We start from the raw sequence: 21,882 nt of genomic DNA on the forward strand, positions 1-21,882 counted from the left end.
AGCCGTGGATCGCCTCGGCCCCTCAGCGGGCGGCCCAGTCCGTGACCCGACGCACGGCGCCGACGGCGTCCGGTGCGCCTTCACCCCGCAGCAGCGCACGCAGGTTCGCGATGAGCGCGTGGGCAATCCGATTCTGGCTCTGCCGGGTGATCCCCGCGACATGTGGTGACAGGACGAGGTTCGGCGCGTCGTCCAGCGGTCCGGGACCTGGTGGCTCGGTGGCGCGGACGTCGAGCGCGGCACCCGCGAGCTGGCGACGGTGAAGCGCCGAGGCGAGCGCCTCCTCGTCGACGGTCTCACCGCGCCCGACGTTGACCAGGAGACACGTCGGCCGCAGCCGCGCCAGCAGATCCTCACCGACGATCCCGCGGGTGCCGTCATCAGCGGGAAGGTGGACGCTCAGGACGTCGGCGGTCGCGGCGACCTCGGCGAGGTCGCAGAGTTCGATGCCGGCCCGCTCCGCCGTAGCGGAGTCGATGAACGGATCGTACGCACGAATGTGCATGTCCAGCCCTCGGGCGAGCCGGGCAACCGCCCGGGCGGTTGCTCCCGCGCCGAGCAGCCCCCAGACGCCGCCGCCGATTTCGCTGCCCGGCGTACGTTCCCACCGTCCGTCCCGGATCGAGGTGTCATGTCGGACGAGGTCACGGGCGAGGCAGAGGGCGAGCGCGAGCGTGTGTTCGGCGACGCTCTGTGCGTTCGCCGAACGGGGCGAGACGACGACGACCCCCCGCGCGTCGGCGGCGTCGAGGTCGATGTTGTCCAGCCCGACACCGGCCCGTAGCAGGACCCGCAGGTGGGGTGCGCTGTCCATCAGCGCGGCGTCGACCCGGGTCCGGTTGCGGATCGCGAGCGCCCGTGCGGCCCTGGACGCGAAGCGGAGCGCGTCTCGGTCGGACCAGGCGTCCGGGCGGCGCAACACCGGATGTTCGGCCGCGAAGGCGTCGAAGGGCTCGCCCCAGACGTCCTCGACGACGGCCAGGGCGTAGTCGGGTGGTGACATCCTCACCTGCGCTAGATGTTGACCGCGACGTAGCGGGTCTGCTGGAACTCCTCCAGGCCGTGTGGGCCGCCTTCGCGGCCGAGGCCGCTCTGCTTGACGCCGCCCAGGGGTGCGTACGCCACCGAAGGCAAGGGTGTGTTGACGCCGACGATTCCGGCCTCGAGACATTCCGGTATCCGCTCGGCCCGGCCGAGGTCGCGGGTGTAGACGTAGGCCGCGAGGCCCATCTCGGTCGCGTTCGCGCGGGCGAGCAGGTCCTCGTCGCTTTCGAACCCGAAGACCCCTGCCACCGGGCCGAAGACCTCGGAGCGCGCGAGAGCCACGTGGTCGGGTACGTCGACGAGGAGCGCCGGTGGGGCGTAGGTCCCGGACCGGGGGAGCGGGAAGTCGTGCCTGGTCGTGCGCCGCGCACCTGCACTCAGCGCCTCGTCGACGATCCCGTCGACGGCGTTGACGCGGGCCTCGTCGATCAGCGGCCCCAGGGTGGGAGCCGGACTGCCCAGCGGGTCGCCGACGGTCAGCTCGTCGATCGCGGCGGTGAGTCGGTCGACGAACTCCGTACGGACCCGGTCGTGCACGAAGAACCGGTTGGCCGCGATGCAGGACTGCCCGTTGTTCCTGAACTTCGCCACCATCGCCCCCGCCACCGCCTGGTCGAGGTCGGCGTCGTCGAAGACCACGAACGGCGCATCCCCACCGAGTTCGAGGGCGGGACGCACGATGCGCTCCGAGGCGAGCCGCATGACCCGGCGCCCGACCTCGGTCGATCCGGTGAACGAGACCACGCGGACGGCGGGGTGCGCCAGCAGAGCCTCGGTGACCTCCGCCGCCGCACCGTGGACGAGGTTCACCACGCCAGGTGGGAATCCGGCGGCGTCGAGGCAGCGGAACATCTTCGCGACGGCGAGCGGTGCCTTCTCCGACGGGCGCGACACCACTGTGCATCCAGCGGCGAGGGCGGGAGCGACCTTGCGGGCCTGGATGGAGACAGGGAAGTTCCAGGGGGTCAGGCACGCGACGACGCCAGCGGGGCGGCGGAACGTGCGCTGCCGACGGTCCGGTGCCTCGGGAGTCAGGACCTCGCCCTGCGGGTCGCGGGCTCGCTCGGCGAAGTAGCGGAAGTACTCCGCGGCGAACCGGATCTCGGCGACCGCCTCGGCCAGCAGCTTGCCGGTCTCGAGGCAGAGCAGCCGCCCGATCGGCTCGGCCTCCGCGTGCAGGAACTCGGAGCACCGGGCGAGGACGTCGGACCGTTCGCGTCCCGTCGTACGACTCCATGATCCGAACGCATCGGCGGCAGCGTCGCCGGCGGCACGGGCTTCGCGTGCGCCGCCGTAGCCGATCGTGGCCACCACCGATCCGTCGGCGGGGTTGCGCACCTCACGCGGGTCGGGCGAGTCGGTCCACCTGCCCGCGATCAGGGTCTTCTCGGCATCGCGTGCCGGAGTGGTCGCTGCCGTCACCATGGCTCGGACTCCTGACCCCAGAGGTCTGACCTAACTGGGAAGGGAGCGTAGGTGATCGGGTCCGCTCCGGTCAAAGTGCTCCGATCATGATTGACGCGCGCCCGCCCACGCGACCATAGTGTCCAGAGGACTGACCACTGATCCAGGAAGAGGTTCTCATCGATTCCGGCGAGCGGACGGTCCGCACAGGCCCTGTCCGGGTTGTTCCCGGTCTCGCGGTCACCGCGCTCGCGATCGCCGTCGCCGCTGCGGTGAACCGGTTGCTTCCTGCGGTGAGTGCACTCATCATCGCCTTGGCGCTCGGCGTCCTCCTGGCGAACAGTCCATGGAACCGACCGGCCCTCCACCCCGGCACCCGGCTCGCGTCACGGCGACTCCTGCGCGCGGGTGTCGTCCTGCTCGGACTCCAGCTCTCGATCGTCGACCTCGCGCGGCTCGGCGGTCCTGTGCTGGTCGTCGTGGTGGCGACCGTGGGTGCGACGTTCGCGTTCACCTGGTGGGCGGGCGTCCGCATGGGGGTCGGTGAAGGCCAGTCACTCCTCGTGGCGGCCGGATTCGCGGTCTGCGGGGCCTCAGCCGTGGCCGCCATGGACCGCGTGGCCGACAACGACGACGAGGATGTCGCCGCGGCCGTCGCTCTCGTCACGATCTTCGGGACGGTGTGCATCGTCGCGCTGCCTCTCCTGCGCGAACCGCTGGGCCTCGCGGCCGTGGCGTACGGCCAGTGGGTGGGCGTGAGTGTCCACGAGGTGGCCCAGGTGGTGGCGGCCGCGGCTCCGGCGGGGCCTGCGGCGGGCACCGCCGCGCTCGTCGTCAAGCTCACCCGGGTCGCGATGTTGGCCCCACTTGTCGCCGGAACCTCGCTCCTGCTCCGCAGGAGGCGGCGTACCCACGGGGCCACGGCTCGGCGGCATGAGCACGTTGTCCCGTTGTTCGTGATCGGCTTCCTGGCGATGGCGGCGCTCCGGAGCGCGGGAGTGGTACCGACGGAGGTGTTGAACGCCGCCCGTCTCGTCTCGATGCTGCTGCTCACGGCGGCACTGTTCGGCCTGGGGACAGGCGTCAAGTTCGGCAACCTCCGGGCGGCGGCGCCGATCTCACTCGCCCTCGGGGCGGTGTCCACCACGTTCGCCGCGGTGGTGGGCCTGGTCGGGATCCTGCTGGTCACCTGAGCCGGCCGGCTGCGGCGGAGCTCCGCCGCTCACCACTCGGCGATGCGGCCGTCGGGATGGCGCCAGTCGGGATCGGCGACCCGCCAGTCGCTTTCCCGCGTACGCACGAGATCGGCGTCGAGCTCGATCCCGAGCCCCGGTGCCGCCGGCACTGTCAAGGCACCGTTGACGGGGGTCAGCACGCTTGCGTCGACGAGATAGTCACCGAGCTCACCGGCCGGCCTCCCGGCTGCGTCGCGGTGGTAGTGGAGTCCGAGGCTCTGCTCGTGCATCGGTACGTTGAGACAGGCGCTCGCCACCTGGAGGGAGGCCGCCAACGAGACAGGCCCGTTGGGGCAGTGCGGTACCACCGGCAGGTCGTACGCCTCCGCCATCCGGCAGATCTTCTCCAGCTCGAAGAGTCCGGTGAGTGACACGTCCGCCTGCAGGATGTCGACACCGCCGGTGTCGAGGAGCTTGCGGAAGTCCCACCGGGACAGCAGCCGTTCACCGGTGGCGATCCTGGTGCGGCCCGCCACCCGCGCGAGGTCGGGCAGCAGGTCCTCGTGGCCCGGCGCGAGCGGTTCCTCGACCCAGAGCACCCGGAACTGTTCGAGCTCGAGCAGCAGGGGTCGGGCCATCGCCCGGTGTACCCGACCGTGGAAGTCGAGCGCGATGTCGAGTTGGTCGCCGAACGTGTCCCGCAGCGCCGCCACGCGGGCGACCACGGCATCGACGTCCGCCGTGCTCGCCACATGGTCCAGCTCCTCGGTCGCGTTCAGCTTCACGACCCGGAAGCCCTGCTCCAGCCGCGACCTCGCGCCCTCCACGACGTCGCGCGGCCGGTCGCCGCCGATCCAGGCGTACACCGGGATGTGGTCGCGGACGCGGCCGCCGAGGAGCTCGTGGACGGGAACGCCGAGCCGGCGTGCCTTGACGTCCCACAGTGCCTGCTCGACGGCCGCGGTCGCGGTCGCGAGCACCGGCCCGCCGCGGAAGAACGCGCCGCGGCGCATGCGGTGCCAGAGTTCCTCGATCCGGTTGGCATCGGCGCCGTCGAGGTTCGCGGCGAGGTCGGCCAGCGCGCCGAGCACGGCGTTCCGGCGTTTGGGGACGATCGCCTCGCCCCATCCGACGCCGCCGTCGTCGGTCGTGAGCCGGACGAAGATCCACCGCGGTGGTACGCAGAACGGCCGGACCTCGGTGACGCGCATCAGGTCTCCGACGCGGTCGCGTCGGGAGACACGACGTGCAGGGTGGACACGGGTGCCGTGGCCGTGCGGGGATCGGTGGGAAGCACCTTCTCGACCTGTATGTCCCGCCGTCGGCTCAGCCGGCGACCACCGTCGACCGCGAGCACCGCGCCGGTGATGAACGACGCGGCGTCGGAGGCGAGGTAGGCGATCGCGTCGGCTACCTCGTCGACGGTGCCGGAACGCCCGAGCAGGCTGGGAGGCGGAGGGCCGTCCGCCCAGCCCGTGCCACCCAGCTTCGTTCGTGCCGACGGGCTGTCCACCACGCCGGGCGCGACCTCGTTGACCCTGATCTGATGGTCACCGAGTTCGACGGCCAGTGCGTACGTCAGCGCGGTGAGCGCGCCCTTGGACGCGACATAGGCCGCGTGGCCGGGCAGGGGCAACCCTTCCTGGACGCTTCCGACGTTGACGATCGACGCCGTACGACGAGGGTCGTTCGTACGCCCGAGGTCGATGAGGCGCCGCGCCATCGCCCGACAGAGCGCCGACGCGGCGACCACGTTGACAGCCAGGACGCGTACCCAGTCAGCGTCCTGGCTGTCGAGCAGACCGCCGGGGGGATACGCCGCGGCGCAGTTGACGAGTGTGTCGATGGCGTCGTACGGCGCTCGGTCGGCGATGTCACGGGCGAGCCGGTCGGCTTCGGTGCTGTCAGCGAGGTCGACGATGCGAGGCTCGATCCGCGCGCGGACCAGTTCGGGGAGATCGTCGGAGAGGCGCATGACCTCGGGCGAGACGTCGACGGCCCACACGCGGGCGCCACGCAGAGCGAACAGTCGCGCGGTCGCGCGGCCGATGCCGATGCCCGCGCCGGTGACCACGGCGCGCCGCCCGGCCAGGTCGAGATCCGCGGACGGACGGCCGGCTCCCTCGCTCGGCTGGTCCGGCTGGTCAGATGGGCCCACGTCGTCAGGACTCGGCACGGGCCTGGTCGGTGGCCATCCGGGCCAGTGCGGCCCCACGAGCACTGCGGACGTGTGCCCGTGCCGCGCGCCCGGCCGCCGGCGCGTTGCCGGCCGTCAGGGACTCGAGAATCTTCTGGTGCTCGCGTCGTGACTTCTCCCGCCGGCCGGGAATGAGCAGCGTGGTCTCCATGCCCGACAGCAGGATGTCGTGGAGGACGTTGCTGGTCTGCTGCAGGAACTGGTTGCCCGCCGAGCGCGCGATGCCGAGATGAAACGCCGCGTCGAGGTTGGCGAGACGTTCGAAGTCCGGTGTCTCCTCGTCGAAAGCCGCGTCGAGCTCGTCGAGGGTGGTCCGCAGGTCGCTGAGCTCTTCGGGCGTGATCCGCTCCGCGGCCCAGCTCGCCGCCGGAACCTCGAGGACCTCCCGCATGGCAAAGAGTTCGTGGAGGTTGACCTCCGCACGGTGGAGCGCGGCCCGCAGATCCTTGCCGGACTGGGGCTCGGCCACGAACACGCCCTGGCCATGCTTGACCACGAGCCGGCCGCGGGCCTGCAGGATCCGGACCGCCTCGCGCAGTGAGGGCCGACTCACTCCGAGCAGTTGGGCCATCTCGCGTTCGGGGGGTAACCGGTCGCCGACCTTGAGTCGCTCGTCGCGCAGTAGCAGTTCGACCTGGGCGACGATGCGTTCAGAAAGGCTGCCTTGTTGTGCAACCGGTTGCCACATCCGCTGGCCCTCCTCGCTTCGAGCACCGTCCGGGCACTGCCGACGCGTCAACCGCGGCGACCGCCCGATCGCGATGCTATGGCTCAGCCCATCCTACAAATGCGCAGACCACTGTGGACTGACCTTCCATTCCGTTGACCGTGCGAAGTCCAGTCGTCTAACCTCTTACCACTTCTGGACCACCTGTGCCGAAAGCCGAGCCGGTCTGAAAGTCCGACTGAGCCCTGGTGAGACCTGATTCCTGGTGTGAGAAGGGAAGCCGGATGGCGAGGAGCTCGTTCACGTCCACCCCTGCAGGACTGAGCCGGCGCCGACTGCTGGCGGGGACTGGCGGCATCGTGGCGGGAGCCGCGGTCGGCGCTCTGGCGGGGTGCGGTGACGCTGGAGGCGGCGACGGCGGCACCGGCTCTGGCGATGGTGGCGTGCCCGAGGCGGGAATGAGGATCCCGGATTCGAAGGTCGCCTTGCCGAAGGACGACGTGCAGTTCCGGTTGATGGACTCCAACGACACCAAGGCTCCCTTCTGGGAGGAGTTCTTCACCGCCTACCAGGAGAAGCACTCCAACATCGAGTGCACCTACGACGGGCTTCCCTGGAACCGGATCGAGGAGGTCGCCCCTCTCGGAATCCGCAACGGCACCGCACACGACGTGCTGCAGCTTCCGCCGACGATTCCGCTGACCCAGGCGGTGGCCGAGGGCTGGGTGTCGCCGGTCGACGACCTGATCCCGGACTTCGACGCCTGGAAGGCGTCTTTTCCCGAAGGCACCTTCGTCGAAGGCGTCCAGGTCTTCGACGACAAGCTCTACTCCGTGCCGCTCGCGAGCGACCGCCGCTACATCTCGGCGCTCCACTACAGCACCGAGCTCATGGGCGACGCTGGGTACGACCCCCAGGCCAAACCGCTCACGTGGGACGACTACCGCGACGCGGCCAAGAAGATCACCAAGAACGGCAGGGGTCGTGCGTACGGACTCGTCCTCGAGATCGGGCAGCCGCCCCGCCTGACCGGCATCGTGCGCTACCTCGCGGTTTCGGCAGGGCTCGCGGCGGTCGGTGACTTCGACCCGAAGACGGGGGAGTACATCTACGACGCCGACGAGATCGCCGGTGCGATCGAGCTCCTGATGGCGCTGCAGAGTGACGGCAGCATCTTCCCCGGATCCGCTTCGCTGACCGCGCCTGAGTCGTGGCCGCGGGTGGTGCGGGGCAACGCCGGAACGGTCTTCGCGGGGCCGTGGGTCACCGTGGCGTGGAACACCCAGGAACCCGACTTCGAGTTCGGTGTCGCCGAGGTCCCGATGGATGGCTCGAATCCGAAACCGCAGGGCTACGCCCTCACCGGGACCGACGGCGTGGTCGTCTTCTCGAAGAGCAAGGTCAAGGAGGTCGCGGGCGACGTCCTGTCCTACGTCACGAGCATGGCCGGTCAGACGGCGTGGGGAAAGATCGTCGGTGTGGGAAACCCACCCATTCTCGAAGGGGCGAACAAGGCCATCGAGTCCGGTCTCAGCCGAGAGGCCACGATGTGCCAGAAGCTGGCAGCGGGCATGGTCGCCGCGCCCAACCTGCTGGTCGGCAACCCCGACATCGAGCTCGTCAACCGCGAGCTCAAGCCGCTGTCGCCGGACTTCGGTCAGATCATCCAGTCGGCGCTGGTCGGCAAGACCCCCGACGTCAAGGAGGCCTTGCGCGACCTCAAGGACAGGGCAATGCGTACGCGGGACCAGGCGATCGCCGCAGCGGTGAAGAAGGGCGCGAAGGTCTCCACCGACGACTGGGCATTCCCCAACTGGGATCCGTTCAAGGACTACACGTCGGAGGACTACCAGGCGCGCTGACGCGGGGGAGGCCAGGCGGCAGCGAAAGCGGAGGTTGACGTTGGCGGTACTCGGCCAGAGCCCGCAGCTCGGTCGGCTCGGCACCGATCGAAGTGACGGTCCGCACGCTGGAACGCTGCGCGAACGCATCTGGGCGGCGCGCTGGTGCTACCTGTTCATGGCGCCGACCCTGCTGCTTGCCCTGCTCTTCACGTTCTATCCGCTGGTCGCGTCGTGGTACATCTCCTTCCTCGACTGGTCAGGTCTGGACTCGGACCGGGAATGGGTCGGCTTCGCCAACTACGCCGAGGCGGTTCGGGATCCCTACTTCTGGCAGGCGTTCGGCCGGACCTTCGCGTTCGCGGCGGTGACGGTTCCCGGCACGATCATCCTCGCGCTCTTCGCCGCGCTGTTGCTCAACGACCAGTCGCTGCGGATGCGGGCGGTGTTCCGGACGATGTTCTTCCTGCCGGTCGTGACGACGACGGCGATCGTCGGCATCGTCATGTCGCTCGTCCTGAATCCGTTCGACGGTCCGCTCAACGCCGCCCTGTTGACGCTCGGGCTCATCGACGCACCCGTCGACTTCCTCGGTGACCCGGATCTGTCGTTGTGGGCGGTCGCGGGCGTCTATGTCTGGAAGTGGATGGGGATCTCGATGATCTACTGGCTGGTCGCGTTGCAGACCGTGCCACCGGAGTTGTACGAAGCCGCCCAGGTCGACGGTGCCTCGCGGTCGAAGGTCCATCGGCACATCACCATTCCGCTGATCATGCCGTTCGCGATCATCATCACACTGATCGGATTCGTCGGTGCGTTACAGACCTTCCCGCTGGTGCAGGCGATGACCGGAGGTGGGCCGGCGTTCTCGACCGAGCTCGTCGAGGTCTACATCTTCCGCCTGGCGTTCGCCGCGGAACACCAACCCCGCCTGGGATACGCGTCGGCGGTCGCGGTCTTCTTCGGCCTCACGGTCCTTGCGCTCACGCTCGCCCAGGCATGGGGGCTGCGCCGGGCAGCGGCGACGCAACGCGAGTTGAGGAGTGGGCGCCGGTGACCGCTGTCCCGCAGGTCGCGACCCGTGAGCTCGACGCGCCCGAGCCGGGGCCGGCGTCACTCCGACGGAGACGACGGGGCTACGTCCGCGAGGTCGTCGTCACCCTCGCCCTCCTGCCGGTGTGCCTGGTCTGGATCTATCCGTTCCTGTGGATGGTCAGCGCCTCGTTGAAGACCGACAACGAGATCTTCGGGACGGTCGGACTGATTCCCGAAGAAGTCCAGTGGGAGAACTACACGCGGGCGTGGTACGAAGCCAACATCGGGCCGTACTTCTGGAACACGGTCATCATCACGATCGCCTCCATCGCCATCGTGACCGTGACGACGGCGATGATCGGCTACGTACTCGGCCGCTACAGCTTTCCTGGCAAGAAGGTCCTCGTCATCGCTTTCGTCGCGACGCTGTTCCTGCCGGAGGGCTACACCATCATCCCGGTGTTCGAGCTGATCAACAGGCTCGGACTGTCCGGCTCGATCTGGGGAATCATCCTGGCTGAGTCCGGCGGCGCCCACGTCATCATGGTCTTCCTTTTCGCCGGCTACTTCCGCCAGCTACCGAAGGAGCTGGAGGAGGCCGCACGGATCGACGGCGCGGGATTCTTCCGGATCTTCTGGCAGGTCATGCTTCCGCTCGCCAAGCCGGCGATCGCCACCGCCATCATCCTGTCGCTGATGCGGGTCTGGAACAGCTTCCTCATCCCGCTTGTCCTCACACTGGCCAGGCCGGAGCTGCGGACCCTCGCCGTCGGCGTCTATTCGTTCCAGGGGGAGAACATGACCGACTGGTCGGGAATGGCGGCGGCGTCGACGATCAGCCTGCTGCCGATCGTCGTCATCTTCCTACTCCTGCAGCGCTACTTCGTCGAAGGAGTCGCCGGCGCCGTGCGCGGTTGACGTAGGAGTGTCGAGAGGATCGAGCGAGCCGCGACATGGCGCCGATGCGAAAAGCCCACGAAATAACGAAAAATCATCGGTTGTTGGCTGGCAGGAAATGTCGGGACCTCATTAGGGACTGACACGCCTTGACGCTCACCTGCGCTGCGGCGTTGACTTCTAGACGCGCCGTAGGTCCGCGGCGACGTGACACGGTGGCACTGGCATCCGTTGCCTCGCTTGCAGCAGTCCTACGGGTAAAGGGGTTTCCCGTACGTGTGGAGGCGACGCCATGTTCGTCATCGGATTGGTTCTTCTCGTCATTGCCGCCATCGTCGCGGTGGTCGGTGTCGTGACGAATCTCGGTTCCGCGGCAGCGATGACCGGCGATTTCACCATCTTTGGCTTTTCCGTGGGCGCTTACACCGGCTGGCTGTTCCTGTTCGGTGTCGTCGTGGGTGCGGTGGGGCTGATCGGGCTCGGGATCATGGTCCGCAGCCTCGCCAGGCAGCGGACGCGGCGCCGCGAACTCCGGGGCAGGCGTCGCGAGGCGAAGGAGTTCCGGGAGCGGGAAGAGAAGCTCTCCGGTGAGCTGGAGAAGGAACGCGCCGAGCGTGAGCGGCTCGAGGCCGCATCCGGCACGGCTGGCGCCGCCGGCGCGGACACGGGCCGTGGCACTGGTGAAGGGGCGGAGAGAGGCGACACCGGGGAAGCGGGCGCAGACAGGCCCGCCGCCGAGGGTCCGCCGAGGCAGCGGACCGCGGGCGAGGAGGCCGGCGGTCTGCGTGAACGGCTCGGCTTCGGACACCGGACGAAGAAGTAGCTCCGGGCCAGCTGCCACCCGGCGAGCACAGTCGCGGTAGGCCCCGACGGCTCCGTCGACACCGCCGCTCATGGGCGGCCACTCACGCCGAGGATCGTACGACCAGTTGCGTCGGCAGGACCCGTGACGACGCAGGCTCGTGGCGGATGAGTGCGAGAAGGACCTCGACCATCTCCTTCGCCACCTGTTCCAGCGGCTGCCGGATCGTCGTCAACGGCGGATCCGAGGTGGCCGCGATGCTCGAGTCGTCGAACCCGCCGACCGCTACGTCGTCTGGCACCCGGCGACCCGACCGGCGCAGGGTCGTGAGGGCACCCGAGGCAAGCAGGTCGGACGCCGCGAACACCGCGTCGATGTCCGGATTGGCACCGATCAGCTCACGCATCGCGCGCTTGCCGGCCTCGTAGCCGAAGTCGGGAGTGCAGACCGTCAACCGTTTCAGCGCCCTGCGCCCAAGGATGTCGCGGTAACCCTGGAGCCGGTCGTAACCGCCAGCGGTGTCCTGTGGGCCGCCGATGATGGCGATGTGCTGGTGCCCGCGTTCACGGAGGTAGCGGGTCATCTGCCGGCCGCCTTCCCGATCGTCGGCTGAGACGAAGGGAATCGTCACCTCATGGTCGAGCGGACGGCCACAGGCCACGGCCGGGATCTGACTCCGCTGGAGGGCGCCGAAGACCGGGTCGCCGCCGTGGGTGGAGACCAGCAGGACTCCGTCGACATGGCGGCTGTGGACATAGCGGAGGACGCGGTTCCGCTCCTCCTCGTCGGCGGCGACCATGAGGATGAGGCTGAGGCCCTCCGCGGCGAGTGCCTGGGTGCACGCCGGGAGCAGGACGCTGAAGTTCGGGTCGGTGAACAGCCGCTCCTGCGGTTCGGAGAGTACGAAGGCGACCGCGTTCGACCGCTTGGTCACGAGGCTCCGGGCGCTGGCGTTGACCATGTAGCCGGAGTCGCGGACCGCCCGCTGGACCGCGGCGAGCGCGCCCGGACTCACGTAGTGCCCGCCGTTGAGTACCCGCGACACGGTGCCCCTGGAGACCCCGGCAAGCTTCGCCACGTCATCGATCGTCGGCATCCTGCGGTGCGTCGGCGTGGGGCCCGCGGCGCCCAACGCCTCGTTCGGGCCGCGCCGAAGGTCGGGTCCGGTCACGGAGGTCTCCAGTGGGAATGATGGACGGTCGGCATCCGCGGTCTGTGAGCGATCACAGGGTCGCCGGCCGGCGTCCTTCCTGTCAATTCCTGCGTAGCTCCGCCAGTGGTGGCCACTTTGGCCGCCGGTTGCGTGAAGAGCTGCCTCGCGACTCTGTGGACAGTTAGTGTGACCGCTCACAGATTCCTGGTCCGGATGAGGATGAGGTATGACCATGCGGGCGTTGTTTCCACGGCGGTTCCTGCTTGCCTCGGCGGTCACGGCCCCTGTTGTCGGTGTTCTCGGAGTGCCAGTGGCCCATGCCCATGGAGGAATGGGACGTGCGCTGAGCGTGCGCGGCGCCGACATCGGGTTCACCCTGCAGGAGGAGGCGATCGGCAACCAGCTTCGCGACCCGCGGGGGAAGGTGCGTCCGATCGAGAAGATCCTCGAGGGCCAGGGCGCGACGCACGTCCGGTTGCGGGTGTGGACGAACCCGCCGGCCGGTTACAGCACCCTGGACTCGGCGCTGGACCTTGGGCGACGCGCTCATCGGGCGGGCCTGAAGATCCTGCTCAACCTGCACTACTCCGACTTCTGGGCCGACCCGGGAAAGCAGCCGACCCCCGAAGCCTGGCAGGGACAGGATCTGCCCACGCTTGCTGACACGGTCCGGCGCTACACCACCCATGCGGTCGCGGCGTTCGCGGCGCAGGGTTCACCGGTCGACATGGTGCAGATCGGCAACGAGGTCACCTCCGGCATGCTCCATCCCATCGGGGAGCTGTATCCGACCGACGGGCGACCGCAGCAGTGGGAGGCGTTCACCACCCTGCTCAAGGCGGGAGCCACCGGCGCGCGGCAGGGTGCGCACGGTGTCCGACAGCCGAAGATCATGCTGCACATCGACCGTGGAGGCGACAACGGCGGCTCGGTGTGGTTCTTCGACCACATGCTCGAGTTCGAGGTGCCCTTCGACCTGATCGGCGAGTCGTACTACCCGATCTGGCACGGATCGCTAGCCGACCTCGAGGCAAACCTGGGCGATCTCGCCCCCCGCTACGACAAGGACATCGTGGTGGTCGAGACCGCCTACCCGTGGACCGCGGACAACGGCGACGACCTACCGAACTTCTACCCACTTGCCGAGCCTCTGCCGGACGAGGACACCTACCCCGCCACGCCGCAAGGGCAGGCCGCGTTCTTCGACGCGCTGCGCGAGATCCTGCTGGGTGTGCCAGGTGGCCACGGCCTTGGCTTCTTCGACTGGGAACCGGGATGGCTCCCGGGAGTGGGCTGGGAACCAGGAGCTGGCACGCCGAACGACAACCTCACCATGTGGGACTTCTCCGGACGGGCGCTGCCGTCGCTGCGGGCGTTCAGGCCCGCCGGCGTTGCCTGAGTGCCGGCACCGGGCGACGGGTGTCCTGCGCCGGCCGTCTCCTTGACGCTGTTTCGGTGTCCGACTACTTTCCGTACAGGCGAACAATGATTCCGCATCTTGGATGAGGATGTCGTCTGTCGAAGGAGCCGGTCGAGGTCCATGCCCCAAGCCGCAACGCCTCAAGGAGAGAACTGACATGGATCCGTCGTGCCTGAAACACCGGCTTACGGATGAGGAACGGCAGACCTTCGACGAACATGGCCTGTTGCAGATCGAGGACGCACTGAGCCCGCAGCAGGTCGAACAGCTCACCGCGGCAGCCGACCGCCTCCACGCGGATCATCTCGCGGCCGGCAAGCCCGCGGACAAGGCGATGTTCTACCCGAACTTCATTCCGGAGGACCCGGCGTTCACCGACCTCGTCGACTATGCGCCGATCCTGCCCAAGGTGTGGGGGATCCTCGGCTGGAACATCTCGCTCTACCACGCCCACCTCATCGTGACGCCGCCGTCGGGGCAGGCTCGCACGGACAAGACGTTCGGATGGCACCAGGACTCTGGCCGGGTCAACCGGGACATCGACTCCCATCCACGTCCGCGCCTGTCGATCAAGGTGGCGTACTTCCTCTCCGACACCAGCGTCGAGGGTCGCGGCAACTTCTGGGTGATCCCGGGCAGCCACAAGCACGACGACATGGACATCCCCGATGGGCAGGGCCAGCCCGCGGGTGCGGTTCCCGTTCTGGCCAAGCCAGGGACCGCCGTGTTCTTCGACCGGCGGATGTGGCACGCGGCCAGCCCGAACTGGTCCGACGTCACCCGCAAGGTGCTCTTCTACGGCTACGGCTTCCGGTGGATTCGTACGAAGGACGACATGACCGTCCAGGACCTGTGGCCGACGAGCGGCCCGATCCGCCAGCAGTTGCTTGGTGCCGGTGTCAATGCGAACGGCTACTACTCGCCGACCGACGAGGACGTGCCCCTGCGTGGTTGGCTCAAGGAGCACTGCCCGGAGGACGCCGAGTAGGCGTCGTCGGCGGCGGGACCCGACCCGTCGATGCCTGACGTCGCGTGATCCGTTCGCGTACCGCGGGGAGGAGCCTTGAGTTGATGAGGTGAAGGGACTCCATCGCGCGGGTATGGGAGATCCCGGGGAGACGTACCCAGTGGGCGAAGTGGTCGAAGCCCGTCTCCGCATGAAGGTCGACCAGCCTGTCGGCCACCTGTTCGGGAGTGCCGACCAGATAGTCCGATGGGTCGAGCGACGTCGTCGACCAGAGGTCGGTCCCGGCGTCCGGCGTGGAGTAGGAGGCGATGCTGCGCTCCATGTAGGCGATTCCCGCTCCGGCTTCTGCCCAGGCCTGCTCGGCATCCTCAGCCACGTGGAGTATCCCGGTGCACACGCGGGCGAGGCGGCGCCGGGCCCCGCGTCGAGTCCCATCCGGAGAGCTGGTCGGATCGCTCTCGCCCAGCACCCGGTCGAGGACACGACATCGGGCCCGCAGATCGCGGGGAGTCGCGCAGTAGAGGAGAACGCCGTCGCCGAGGTGGGCGGCCCGTGCGAGCGCTTGCTGGCTCACTCCGCCGACGAGGATGGGCACGGGGCGCCGCGGGCTCGGCGTGATCGGAACGTCGTCGATCGACCAACGCCTGCCCCGCATGCGTACGCGCCCGTCGGTGAGGGCCTGCCGGACCACCTCCAGGCCCTCCTCGAGCAGGGACGGTCGAAAGCGACGGTTGACGCCGAACGCGGCGAACTCGCGTTCTGCGTAGCCTTGCCCGACCCCCAGGACCAACCGACCGCCCGAGATCAGATCGACGACGGCGGCATCCTCCGCGACGCGGAGCGGATGATGCAGCGGGAGGACGAGGATGTTGGTTCCGATCTGGATCTTCGTCGTCCGTGCCGCGATGGCCCCGGCCATGACCAGCGGTGACGGGAGGAGTCCGTCCGGGGTGAGGTGATGTTCTGACATCCAGACAGCGTCGAAGCCGAGTCGATCCGCCTCGGCCACTTCCTCCAGACACTCGGCGAGGTAGGCGGCCGTGGTCTGCCTGTGAGGGAGAGGCTGCCGGAAGTCGTGCAGGATCCCGAACGTCGGCACCGACATCACGCGCTCACGAAGTCCAGCGGTGGGCCGACACGCGTGGCGAACGGTTCGAGCAACCAGTCGAAGTCCACGGCCGGCTGGGCACAGAAGTCCGGGAGTACGCCGATGCAGAAGAGCACGCGGAGCTCGTCCGCGACGCGCGAGGGCTCGGTTGTCATGGCGCTGAACGTTCGCAGGCCGCTACTCGGCTGTCGAACATTGTGCATGATGTGGTGGAATCCGATGCACTTCCAGCATCGGAGGGACACGAATGGAGATCGAGAACCTGCGCGGTTTCGTCGCGGTCGTGGAGCACGGGCACCTCGGAATGGCGGCGACCAGCCTCCGGATTCCGCAGTCGACGCTCACTCGCCGGATCCAGCGCCTCGAGGCGGAGCTGGACTGTCAGCTCCTCGACCGTTCCGCCCGTCCGATCGCTCCTTCTGCCGCCGGCCGGATCATCGCCGAGCATGCGCGGACCGTCGTCGGGACCGCCGATCGCGCTACGCGACAGGTGCGGGCGCTCCTCGACGGACAGGGTGGGACGATCCGGATCGGATACGTCCAGTCCGCGACCTTCGGATGGGTGGCCCGTCTGCTGGCTGTGGCACGGCGACGGAAGGTCGACGTCGAGCTGCAGGCGGCACCGACGATCCGCCAGCTCGAGGCCCTTCACGACCACCGGCTCGACGCCGGTGTGGTGCGCCCGTCCTCCGCTACGGCCAATCCGGTCGGACTACGATCCGCCGTCCTGTCGCGGGACACCCTCCACGCCGTGGTCCCCAGGCGGCACTTGGCAGCCAGGTCGGATGCCGTCGAACCCTCCGACCTTGCCGGTGAACACCTGGTGCTCTATCCGGAGCAGGAGGGGCCCGGGCTTCGGAGCCTGTTGGACGGGTGGCTCGCACGAGAGCGTCTCAGCCTTGCCCGCTGGCCGGTCCGCATCTACGACGCCTGGGACGCGCTCTCGGCCGCCGCGCTCGCTGGTGCCGGTGCCGGCATCGCGATCCTTCCGGGTCCCTTGCCACCGCTTCCGCGTACCGTCACCGCCGTCCCGCTCGTGGCGGCACCCCGCCTCGAACTCGCCCTCATGTGGCGTCCCGTCAACGACTCGATCATCGAACCGTTCGCCACCGCACTCACCAGCGAAGTTGCGACCGGCACCTGACCGGCGACAGCCTCGGACCGAGCCAGGATTGCCTGCGCCATCCGCACGGCGCGTACGATCCGGCGATCGTCGAGGAGATCGCCGCGGAGCTGGCGTAGCGCGCACCGGCAAGGCCGCCACCAAATCGGGCGTCAGGCCACTCGGCGGTTACTCCGCCTCGGACAGCAGGATCCTTGCCTCGCGGAGCACCCAGCCCAACTCGCTCGGCCTGGCGAAGAGGCCATAGCGGAGGTGTTCGACCGCGATCTCGGCCCCGATCGGAAGCCGGACGTCGGGCGGCGTCGTGTCGTCAAGCTCCTTGCGAAGCAGGGCGACGACCTCCGAGTCGGCCCGCTCCCAGGTCGCGGCGACGGCGTACATCCGGAGCAGGTCTGCGCGCGAGTCGCCCGCCCGCGCCCCTTCCCAGTCGAACACGGCAGCTATCCCACCGTCGCGGACGAGCAGGTTGCCGAGATGGAAGTCGCCATGCACGATGTCGCCGACGCGGAATACCTCGGGATCGGCAGCAGCGGCCACTTCGAGCGCCCGGTCGAGGACCGCGAGCACCTGAGGGTCGTTGGTCGCCGAGCGTAGCTCCTCGCCCCTCTGGACTCTGGCGATCAGTGCCCTGCCCCACTGGTTGTCGGCCACGGGTGGTGCTGCGCCCTCGTGAGTACGCCAGAGGCGGACCAACTCGCTGGCCGTCGTTGGCGTGAGTCGATCGGGAACGCTCCCGGAGAGGTACTCCTGCACGGTGTAGACGTCGGCATCGACGACTCCCACATCCAGGTAGCGCGGCGCCGGGTAGCCACGCTCTCTCAACAGGGCAACGAGACCCACCGCGCACTGCACCTTGTCCAGAGCCAGTTCGGGCCAGGCAGGAAGCACTTTCAACACCGCACAGGCTCCTGCCGTGGTGTGGATGTGGAAAGCCCCGAAGTATCCACCGGCCAGCTGTTCGACCACCTGCAGGTCGAGGGAGTCTGCGATGTGATTGACCCGCTCGGTCATGGCCGAGGCCTCAGCAAGGACGCGCCGCGCGACGGTGACAGGTATGGCTCCAGCATGCCCGGCCACTATAGGGCCGCCAACGGCGGATCGCCGCGACCGTCGACGGCGATGACGAAGTCAGGCCGGACGAACGCGGTTCGCTGGCCGCCACTGAGATGCGGAGAGAGCAGAATCGTCAACCTATGTAGGGAAAACCCGTATAGGCAGGCTACCACAACGGCCAGCTTGCCGGCGTTTTCCTGGCGGTCGGGCGTCCCGGCATGACCTAATCGGCGCCGTGCGTACCTCGGATGCCCTACGGTTCTTCGCCGTTCTCACCCGTTGCCAGCCGGGCCTTGCGACCGTGTGGTGGGCGGTGGTTGTCGCGCGGGGCGTGCTGCCAGCCGCGTTCGCCGTTCAACTCGGCGCCTTGGTCGATGCCGTGCGCCACGGTCGCCCGTTGGACGGTCTGCTCGTCGGCATGGGAGTGACCTTCGTCCTCCTGCATCTGCTGGCTCCGTTGCACACCCAGGTGAGCGCGAACCTCGGAGACCACGCGTCGTCATGGCTGCACGACCGGCTGCTGGTCGCGACGACCCGGCCGCAGGGCATGCCCATCTCGAGTCACCCGAGCTGACCGATGAGCTGACGATGGCGCGGGACTTCGACCTGGGCATCGCCGCACCACCGCTGTCGTACTCCCTCGGGATGATCGCCGCCGGCCTCGTGCACCTCGTGGTCGGACTCGCACAGGTGGGCGTGCTCAGTGCGTACGCATGGTGGGCAGCCGTGCTGGTCGGCGGTGCGTGGGCGTCGACGCACTGGCTGTTGCGCCCTGGAACGCTCTGGGACCGCAACACTGGTGAGGCTCTCGCCGCCGAACGCCGCGCGGAGTACGCCTACCGGCTCGCCGCGGCGCCCCCGGCGGCCAAGGAGGTGCGGCTGTTCGGATTGAGCGAGTGGGTGGTGGCGCAGTTCGCGGCAAGTCGGAGTCGCCTGGTGGAGCTTCGCTGGCAGGCGATGCGCCTTCGGCCATTGCCCACCTGGACGACGGTCGGTCTGCTCGTCGGTACCAACGGCATCGTCATGTGGTCACTTGCGCGTGACTTGGCGAGTGCAACCGTCGGCATCGGAGAGGCAGTCGTCTTCGCGCAGGCGGCCATGGGCGCGAGCGCACTGGCGTTCGGCGGCCTCAACTGGTCTCTCCCCTACATTGCCCAGGACGTCGCGGCCGTGCTGGGGTTGGGCGGGCCCATGGCGGCTGCGGGAAAGCTGCTGGCGGCGCCGGCTCCCGATCCTCGCGGCGTTCGGTCGAGCCCCCGCCGTGCCCGGCAGATCGGAAGCAGGACAGGCGTACGCGTGGCGCTCCACGACGTCCGGTTCCGTTATCCGGGCCATCGCATGCCTGTGCTCGACGGTGTCGACCTCACGGTGCAAGCCGGGGAGTCGGTGGCGATCGTCGGTCTCAACGGCGCCGGCAAGACCACGCTGGTGAAGTTGTTGTGCCGACTCTACGACCCGACCGAAGGGCGCATCGCGATCGACGGCGTCGATCTGCGGCAACTCGACATCGACGCCTGGCGACAGGACATCACCGCGGTCTTCCAGGACTTCATCCGGTACGAACTGCCGGTGCGGGACAACGTGGCGCCCACCGGAGCGACGGAGGACGCGGTCGAGGCCGCCCTCGCAGCGGCCGGGGCTGCCGGGATCGCCGGGCTCGACACGGTCCTCTCGCCCCGGTACGCCAACGGCACCGACCTGTCGGGCGGGCAGTGGCAGCGGATCGCGCTCGCACGTGCGCTGTGTGCGGTGGAAAACGGTGCTGGGCTGGTCATCCTCGACGAGCCGACCGCTCAACTCGACGTGCGCGGAGAGGCCGAGGTCTTCGACCGCATCCTCACGGCCGTGCGGGGGCGATGTACGACACTGCTCATCTCCCACCGGTTCTCGACCGTGCGTCATGCCGACCGCATCTGCGTTCTGGAGCGGGGAAAAGTCGCCGAGGTCGGTACACATGACGAGCTGGTGGGACGCGGCGGCCGCTACCGGCAGCTGTATGACCTGCAGGCATCTCGCTTCGCGACGGACGGAGGCGGCGTCCGATGACCGCGCAGGCGAGCGCGCTGCCGTCGTCCTGGCGGTCGATCGGCCGCTCACTCCGGATGGGCCACCGGGCTGAACCGCGGCTACTCGTCGTCGCGTTCGTCACGACGGTCGCCGCGGCGCTCCCTGACGCGCTCTTCGCCCTCGGCATCGCGAAGCTGGCGGAGGCGGTTGTGGCGGCGGAACCGGAGGCGATCCTGCTCAGCGCCTGCGCCGTTGGTGCCCTGGCGACCGGAACCTGGCTCCTGAACGTTCTCAGCGAACGCGTCAACCAGCGGTTGGCAGACCGTGCCTCCGTGCCGATGGAGGCCCACGCCGCCCGCATGATGAGTTCCGCGACGACCATCGAGCACCACGAAAGGCCTGACTTTGCGGACCTGCTCGCCCTGTTACGTGACGCCGTTGCGGCACTGAGTGGGCTGTACCAGTCGTTGTTCTCGACGGTGGGCGCGTTCGTACGCCTCCTCCTCACGCTCGGCTTGTTGATGTCGGTCGACCCGGTACTCGGCCTGCTCGGTCTGTGTGCCGTACCCATCGTCCTGGCCACGAACTGGCGCGGCGGCGTCGAGAAGTCCGTAGAGGAGGCTGGCGCCCAGCATGATCGGCTGGCCAGGCACCTGTTCCTCCTCGGCACGACGCCGGAGCCCGCCAAGGAGGTACGCATCGCAGGCGTACGGCGGCGCCTGCGCGACGATCGGCGGGCAGCCTGGCTGCGCCGCTACCGACCGCTCGCCCGGACCCGCTGGGCATCAGCGGCATGGCAGGCGGGTGCCGTGGCGGTGTTCGGACTGGCGTTCGTCGCCGCTGTGTGGTGGGCCGCCTCCGACGGCGGAAGTTCGGTGGGTCCGACCCTTGTGGTCCTGGTCGCCGGGAGCAGACTCTCCGCTTACGTCGGCCAGACGGTCGGTGAGATCCACCTCTTCCGTACGATCTGGCTCGACGTCTCGCGCCGGTTGACCTGGCTCGAGGACTTCGCCGAGGCGTCGGCAGGACCAGCCGACGTGCCGGCACCGGTCACGATGCGGCGTGGCATCGCGTTCGAGAACGTGTCGTTTCGCTACCCCGGTACCAACCGGCTCGTGCTCGACGGCGTGAGTGTCGACCTCCCGGCCGGCGCTGTGATCGCCCTCGTGGGGGAGAACGGCGCCGGGAAGTCCAGCCTGGTCAAGCTCCTGTGCCGGTTCTACGCGCCGTCGTACGGACGGATCGCGGTCGACGGCGCCGACCTGGCGCGGATTGCCGCGCCAGCCTGGCGGGAGCGTCTGTCCGGCGCGTTCCAGGACTTCTGCCGCTTCGAGTTCCGTGTGCGCGAGGCGGTGGGTGTGGGTGACCTGGCGCGGTTCGAGGACCGGTCCACTAGCGAGCGGGCGGTCGAGCAGACGATCCAGCGCGCGATCCACCAGGCGGGTGCGGTCGACGTCGTAGCCGACCTCGATGACGGGCTCGACACACAGCTCGGTGCAACCTGGCCGGGTGGTGTCGAGCTGTCCCACGGCCAGTGGCAGAAGCTCGCGCTGGCGCGGGGGTTCATGCGTACGGCCCCGTTGGTGCTGGTGTTGGACGAGCCGACGTCGGCGCTGGACGCGGAGACCGAGCATGCGCTGTTCGAGGGTTTCGCCACAGCCGCGCGGGCGCGGAAGGACGGCCGGATCACACTCCTGGTGTCGCACCGGTTCTCGACGGTACGCATGGCCGACCTGATCATCGTCCTCGACGGGGGCCGCGTGGTCGAGCAGGGCACGCACGACGAGCTAATGCGGAGGAGGGGGACCTACGCCGACCTCTACACGCTCCAGGCATCCGCCTATGAGCGCTAGCAGCTGCGGCCCTAGCGGTCGGCTGTGACACGTCACTCGGAGCGTACGAATCCGTTGGGGAGGAGAGTGGGAATCCCTTGCCCGTGATGAGAAAACTCTCCTCGAAGGCATGGGTTGGGGGAATCGTGGGCTTTGC

General features: G+C 68.8%; 20 protein-coding genes. 11 read left to right on the top strand and 9 right to left on the bottom strand.

What is annotated here, in order from left to right:
• Window positions 1-22: 22 nt before the first annotated feature.
• Entirely contained in the window at window positions 23-1,003 is a 981-nt protein-coding gene (locus ABN028_RS16230) for an NAD(P)-dependent oxidoreductase (RefSeq protein ID WP_349697151.1), read from the bottom strand.
• A gap of 11 nt (window positions 1,004-1,014) precedes the next feature.
• Window positions 1,015-2,469 carry an NAD-dependent succinate-semialdehyde dehydrogenase gene (locus ABN028_RS16235; protein ID WP_349697152.1) on the bottom strand — a complete coding sequence of 485 codons (1,455 nt, stop codon included), beginning with the start codon at window positions 2,467-2,469 and terminating at the stop codon, window positions 1,015-1,017.
• Window positions 2,470-2,627: 158 nt separating this feature from the next.
• On the opposite strand from ABN028_RS16235, the gene ABN028_RS16240 reads away from it, so the two are divergent.
• The gene (locus ABN028_RS16240; protein WP_349697214.1) at window positions 2,628-3,641 is read left to right on the top strand and encodes a YeiH family protein; all 1,014 of its coding nucleotides are present in this window, start codon (window positions 2,628-2,630) and stop codon (window positions 3,639-3,641) included.
• Window positions 3,642-3,670: 29 nt separating this feature from the next.
• Here the strand turns inward: ABN028_RS16240 and dgoD are convergent, their stop codons facing one another.
• Genes dgoD through ABN028_RS16255 form a run of 3 tightly spaced genes read right to left on the bottom strand, consistent with a single transcriptional unit; the run spans window position 3,671 to window position 6,508 of the window.
• Window positions 3,671-4,834, bottom strand: a complete 1,164-nt coding sequence (dgoD, locus tag ABN028_RS16245) for a galactonate dehydratase (protein ID WP_349697153.1) — start codon at window positions 4,832-4,834, stop codon at window positions 3,671-3,673.
• Window positions 4,834-5,799, bottom strand: a complete 966-nt coding sequence (locus tag ABN028_RS16250) for an SDR family NAD(P)-dependent oxidoreductase (protein WP_349328733.1) — start codon at window positions 5,797-5,799, stop codon at window positions 4,834-4,836. Before ABN028_RS16250 ends, dgoD begins: the two co-directional genes overlap by 1 nt.
• On the bottom strand, window positions 5,786-6,508 hold the full coding sequence (locus tag ABN028_RS16255; protein WP_349328731.1) for a FadR/GntR family transcriptional regulator: 723 nt from the start codon (window positions 6,506-6,508) through the stop codon (window positions 5,786-5,788). Before ABN028_RS16255 ends, ABN028_RS16250 begins: the two co-directional genes overlap by 14 nt.
• Before the next feature lie 263 nt (window positions 6,509-6,771).
• Between ABN028_RS16255 and ABN028_RS16260 the strand changes: the two genes are divergently transcribed.
• The 4 genes from ABN028_RS16260 (at window position 6,772) to ABN028_RS16275 (ending at window position 11,083) form a co-directional block, all read left to right on the top strand.
• Window positions 6,772-8,349, top strand: coding sequence for an ABC transporter substrate-binding protein (locus tag ABN028_RS16260; protein ID WP_349697154.1), 1,578 nt, complete (start codon window positions 6,772-6,774; stop codon window positions 8,347-8,349).
• A gap of 40 nt (window positions 8,350-8,389) precedes the next feature.
• On the top strand, window positions 8,390-9,385 hold the full coding sequence (locus tag ABN028_RS16265; protein WP_349697155.1) for a carbohydrate ABC transporter permease: 996 nt from the start codon (window positions 8,390-8,392) through the stop codon (window positions 9,383-9,385).
• Entirely contained in the window at window positions 9,382-10,281 is a 900-nt protein-coding gene (locus ABN028_RS16270) for a carbohydrate ABC transporter permease (RefSeq protein ID WP_349328726.1), read from the top strand. The genes ABN028_RS16265 and ABN028_RS16270 overlap by 4 nt, the downstream gene beginning before the upstream one ends.
• Before the next feature lie 271 nt (window positions 10,282-10,552).
• Entirely contained in the window at window positions 10,553-11,083 is a 531-nt protein-coding gene (locus ABN028_RS16275; RefSeq protein WP_349328724.1) for a hypothetical protein, read from the top strand.
• Between the two features lie 82 nt (window positions 11,084-11,165).
• Here ABN028_RS16275 and ABN028_RS16280 read toward each other — a convergent pair whose 3' ends face one another.
• Window positions 11,166-12,233 (bottom strand): LacI family DNA-binding transcriptional regulator, encoded by a 1,068-nt coding sequence (locus ABN028_RS16280; protein ID WP_349697156.1) that lies wholly within the window; start codon window positions 12,231-12,233, stop codon window positions 11,166-11,168.
• Between the two features lie 313 nt (window positions 12,234-12,546).
• On the opposite strand from ABN028_RS16280, the gene ABN028_RS16285 reads away from it, so the two are divergent.
• On the top strand, window positions 12,547-13,614 hold the full coding sequence (locus ABN028_RS16285) for a glycoside hydrolase family 53 protein (protein WP_349697157.1): 1,068 nt from the start codon (window positions 12,547-12,549) through the stop codon (window positions 13,612-13,614).
• Between the two features lie 178 nt (window positions 13,615-13,792).
• A complete protein-coding gene (locus ABN028_RS16290) occupies window positions 13,793-14,623 on the top strand; it encodes a phytanoyl-CoA dioxygenase family protein (protein ID WP_349697158.1) in 831 nt (276 codons plus the stop codon).
• Here the strand turns inward: ABN028_RS16290 and ABN028_RS16295 are convergent.
• The gene (locus tag ABN028_RS16295) at window positions 14,592-15,707 is read right to left on the bottom strand and encodes an LLM class flavin-dependent oxidoreductase (protein ID WP_349697159.1); all 1,116 of its coding nucleotides are present in this window, start codon (window positions 15,705-15,707) and stop codon (window positions 14,592-14,594) included. The genes ABN028_RS16290 and ABN028_RS16295 overlap by 32 nt on opposite strands.
• Window positions 15,707-15,865: a hypothetical protein gene (locus ABN028_RS16300; protein ID WP_349328716.1), complete on the bottom strand. Its 159-nt coding sequence runs from the start codon at window positions 15,863-15,865 to the stop codon at window positions 15,707-15,709. The genes ABN028_RS16295 and ABN028_RS16300 overlap by 1 nt, the downstream gene beginning before the upstream one ends.
• 92 nt (window positions 15,866-15,957) lie before the next feature.
• Between ABN028_RS16300 and ABN028_RS16305 the strand changes: the two genes are divergently transcribed.
• The gene (locus tag ABN028_RS16305; RefSeq protein ID WP_349697160.1) at window positions 15,958-16,854 is read left to right on the top strand and encodes a LysR family transcriptional regulator; all 897 of its coding nucleotides are present in this window, start codon (window positions 15,958-15,960) and stop codon (window positions 16,852-16,854) included.
• A gap of 147 nt (window positions 16,855-17,001) precedes the next feature.
• Here the strand turns inward: ABN028_RS16305 and ABN028_RS16310 are convergent, their stop codons facing one another.
• Window positions 17,002-17,844, bottom strand: coding sequence for a phosphotransferase family protein (locus ABN028_RS16310; protein ID WP_349697161.1), 843 nt, complete (start codon window positions 17,842-17,844; stop codon window positions 17,002-17,004).
• A gap of 277 nt (window positions 17,845-18,121) precedes the next feature.
• Between ABN028_RS16310 and ABN028_RS16315 the strand changes: the two genes are divergently transcribed.
• Genes ABN028_RS16315 through ABN028_RS16325 form a run of 3 tightly spaced genes read left to right on the top strand, consistent with a single transcriptional unit; the run spans window position 18,122 to window position 21,746 of the window.
• On the top strand, window positions 18,122-18,460 hold the full coding sequence (locus ABN028_RS16315; protein WP_349697162.1) for a hypothetical protein: 339 nt from the start codon (window positions 18,122-18,124) through the stop codon (window positions 18,458-18,460).
• Entirely contained in the window at window positions 18,388-19,932 is a 1,545-nt protein-coding gene (locus ABN028_RS16320) for an ABC transporter ATP-binding protein (RefSeq protein ID WP_349697163.1), read from the top strand. Before ABN028_RS16315 ends, ABN028_RS16320 begins: the two co-directional genes overlap by 73 nt.
• A complete protein-coding gene (locus ABN028_RS16325) occupies window positions 19,929-21,746 on the top strand; it encodes an ABC transporter ATP-binding protein (RefSeq protein ID WP_349697164.1) in 1,818 nt (605 codons plus the stop codon). The genes ABN028_RS16320 and ABN028_RS16325 overlap by 4 nt, the downstream gene beginning before the upstream one ends.
• The last annotated feature ends 136 nt before the right edge of the window (window positions 21,747-21,882 follow it).

This window comes from Actinopolymorpha sp. B17G11 (genome assembly GCF_040196095.1).
Classification (GTDB): domain Bacteria; phylum Actinomycetota; class Actinomycetes; order Propionibacteriales; family Actinopolymorphaceae; genus Thermasporomyces.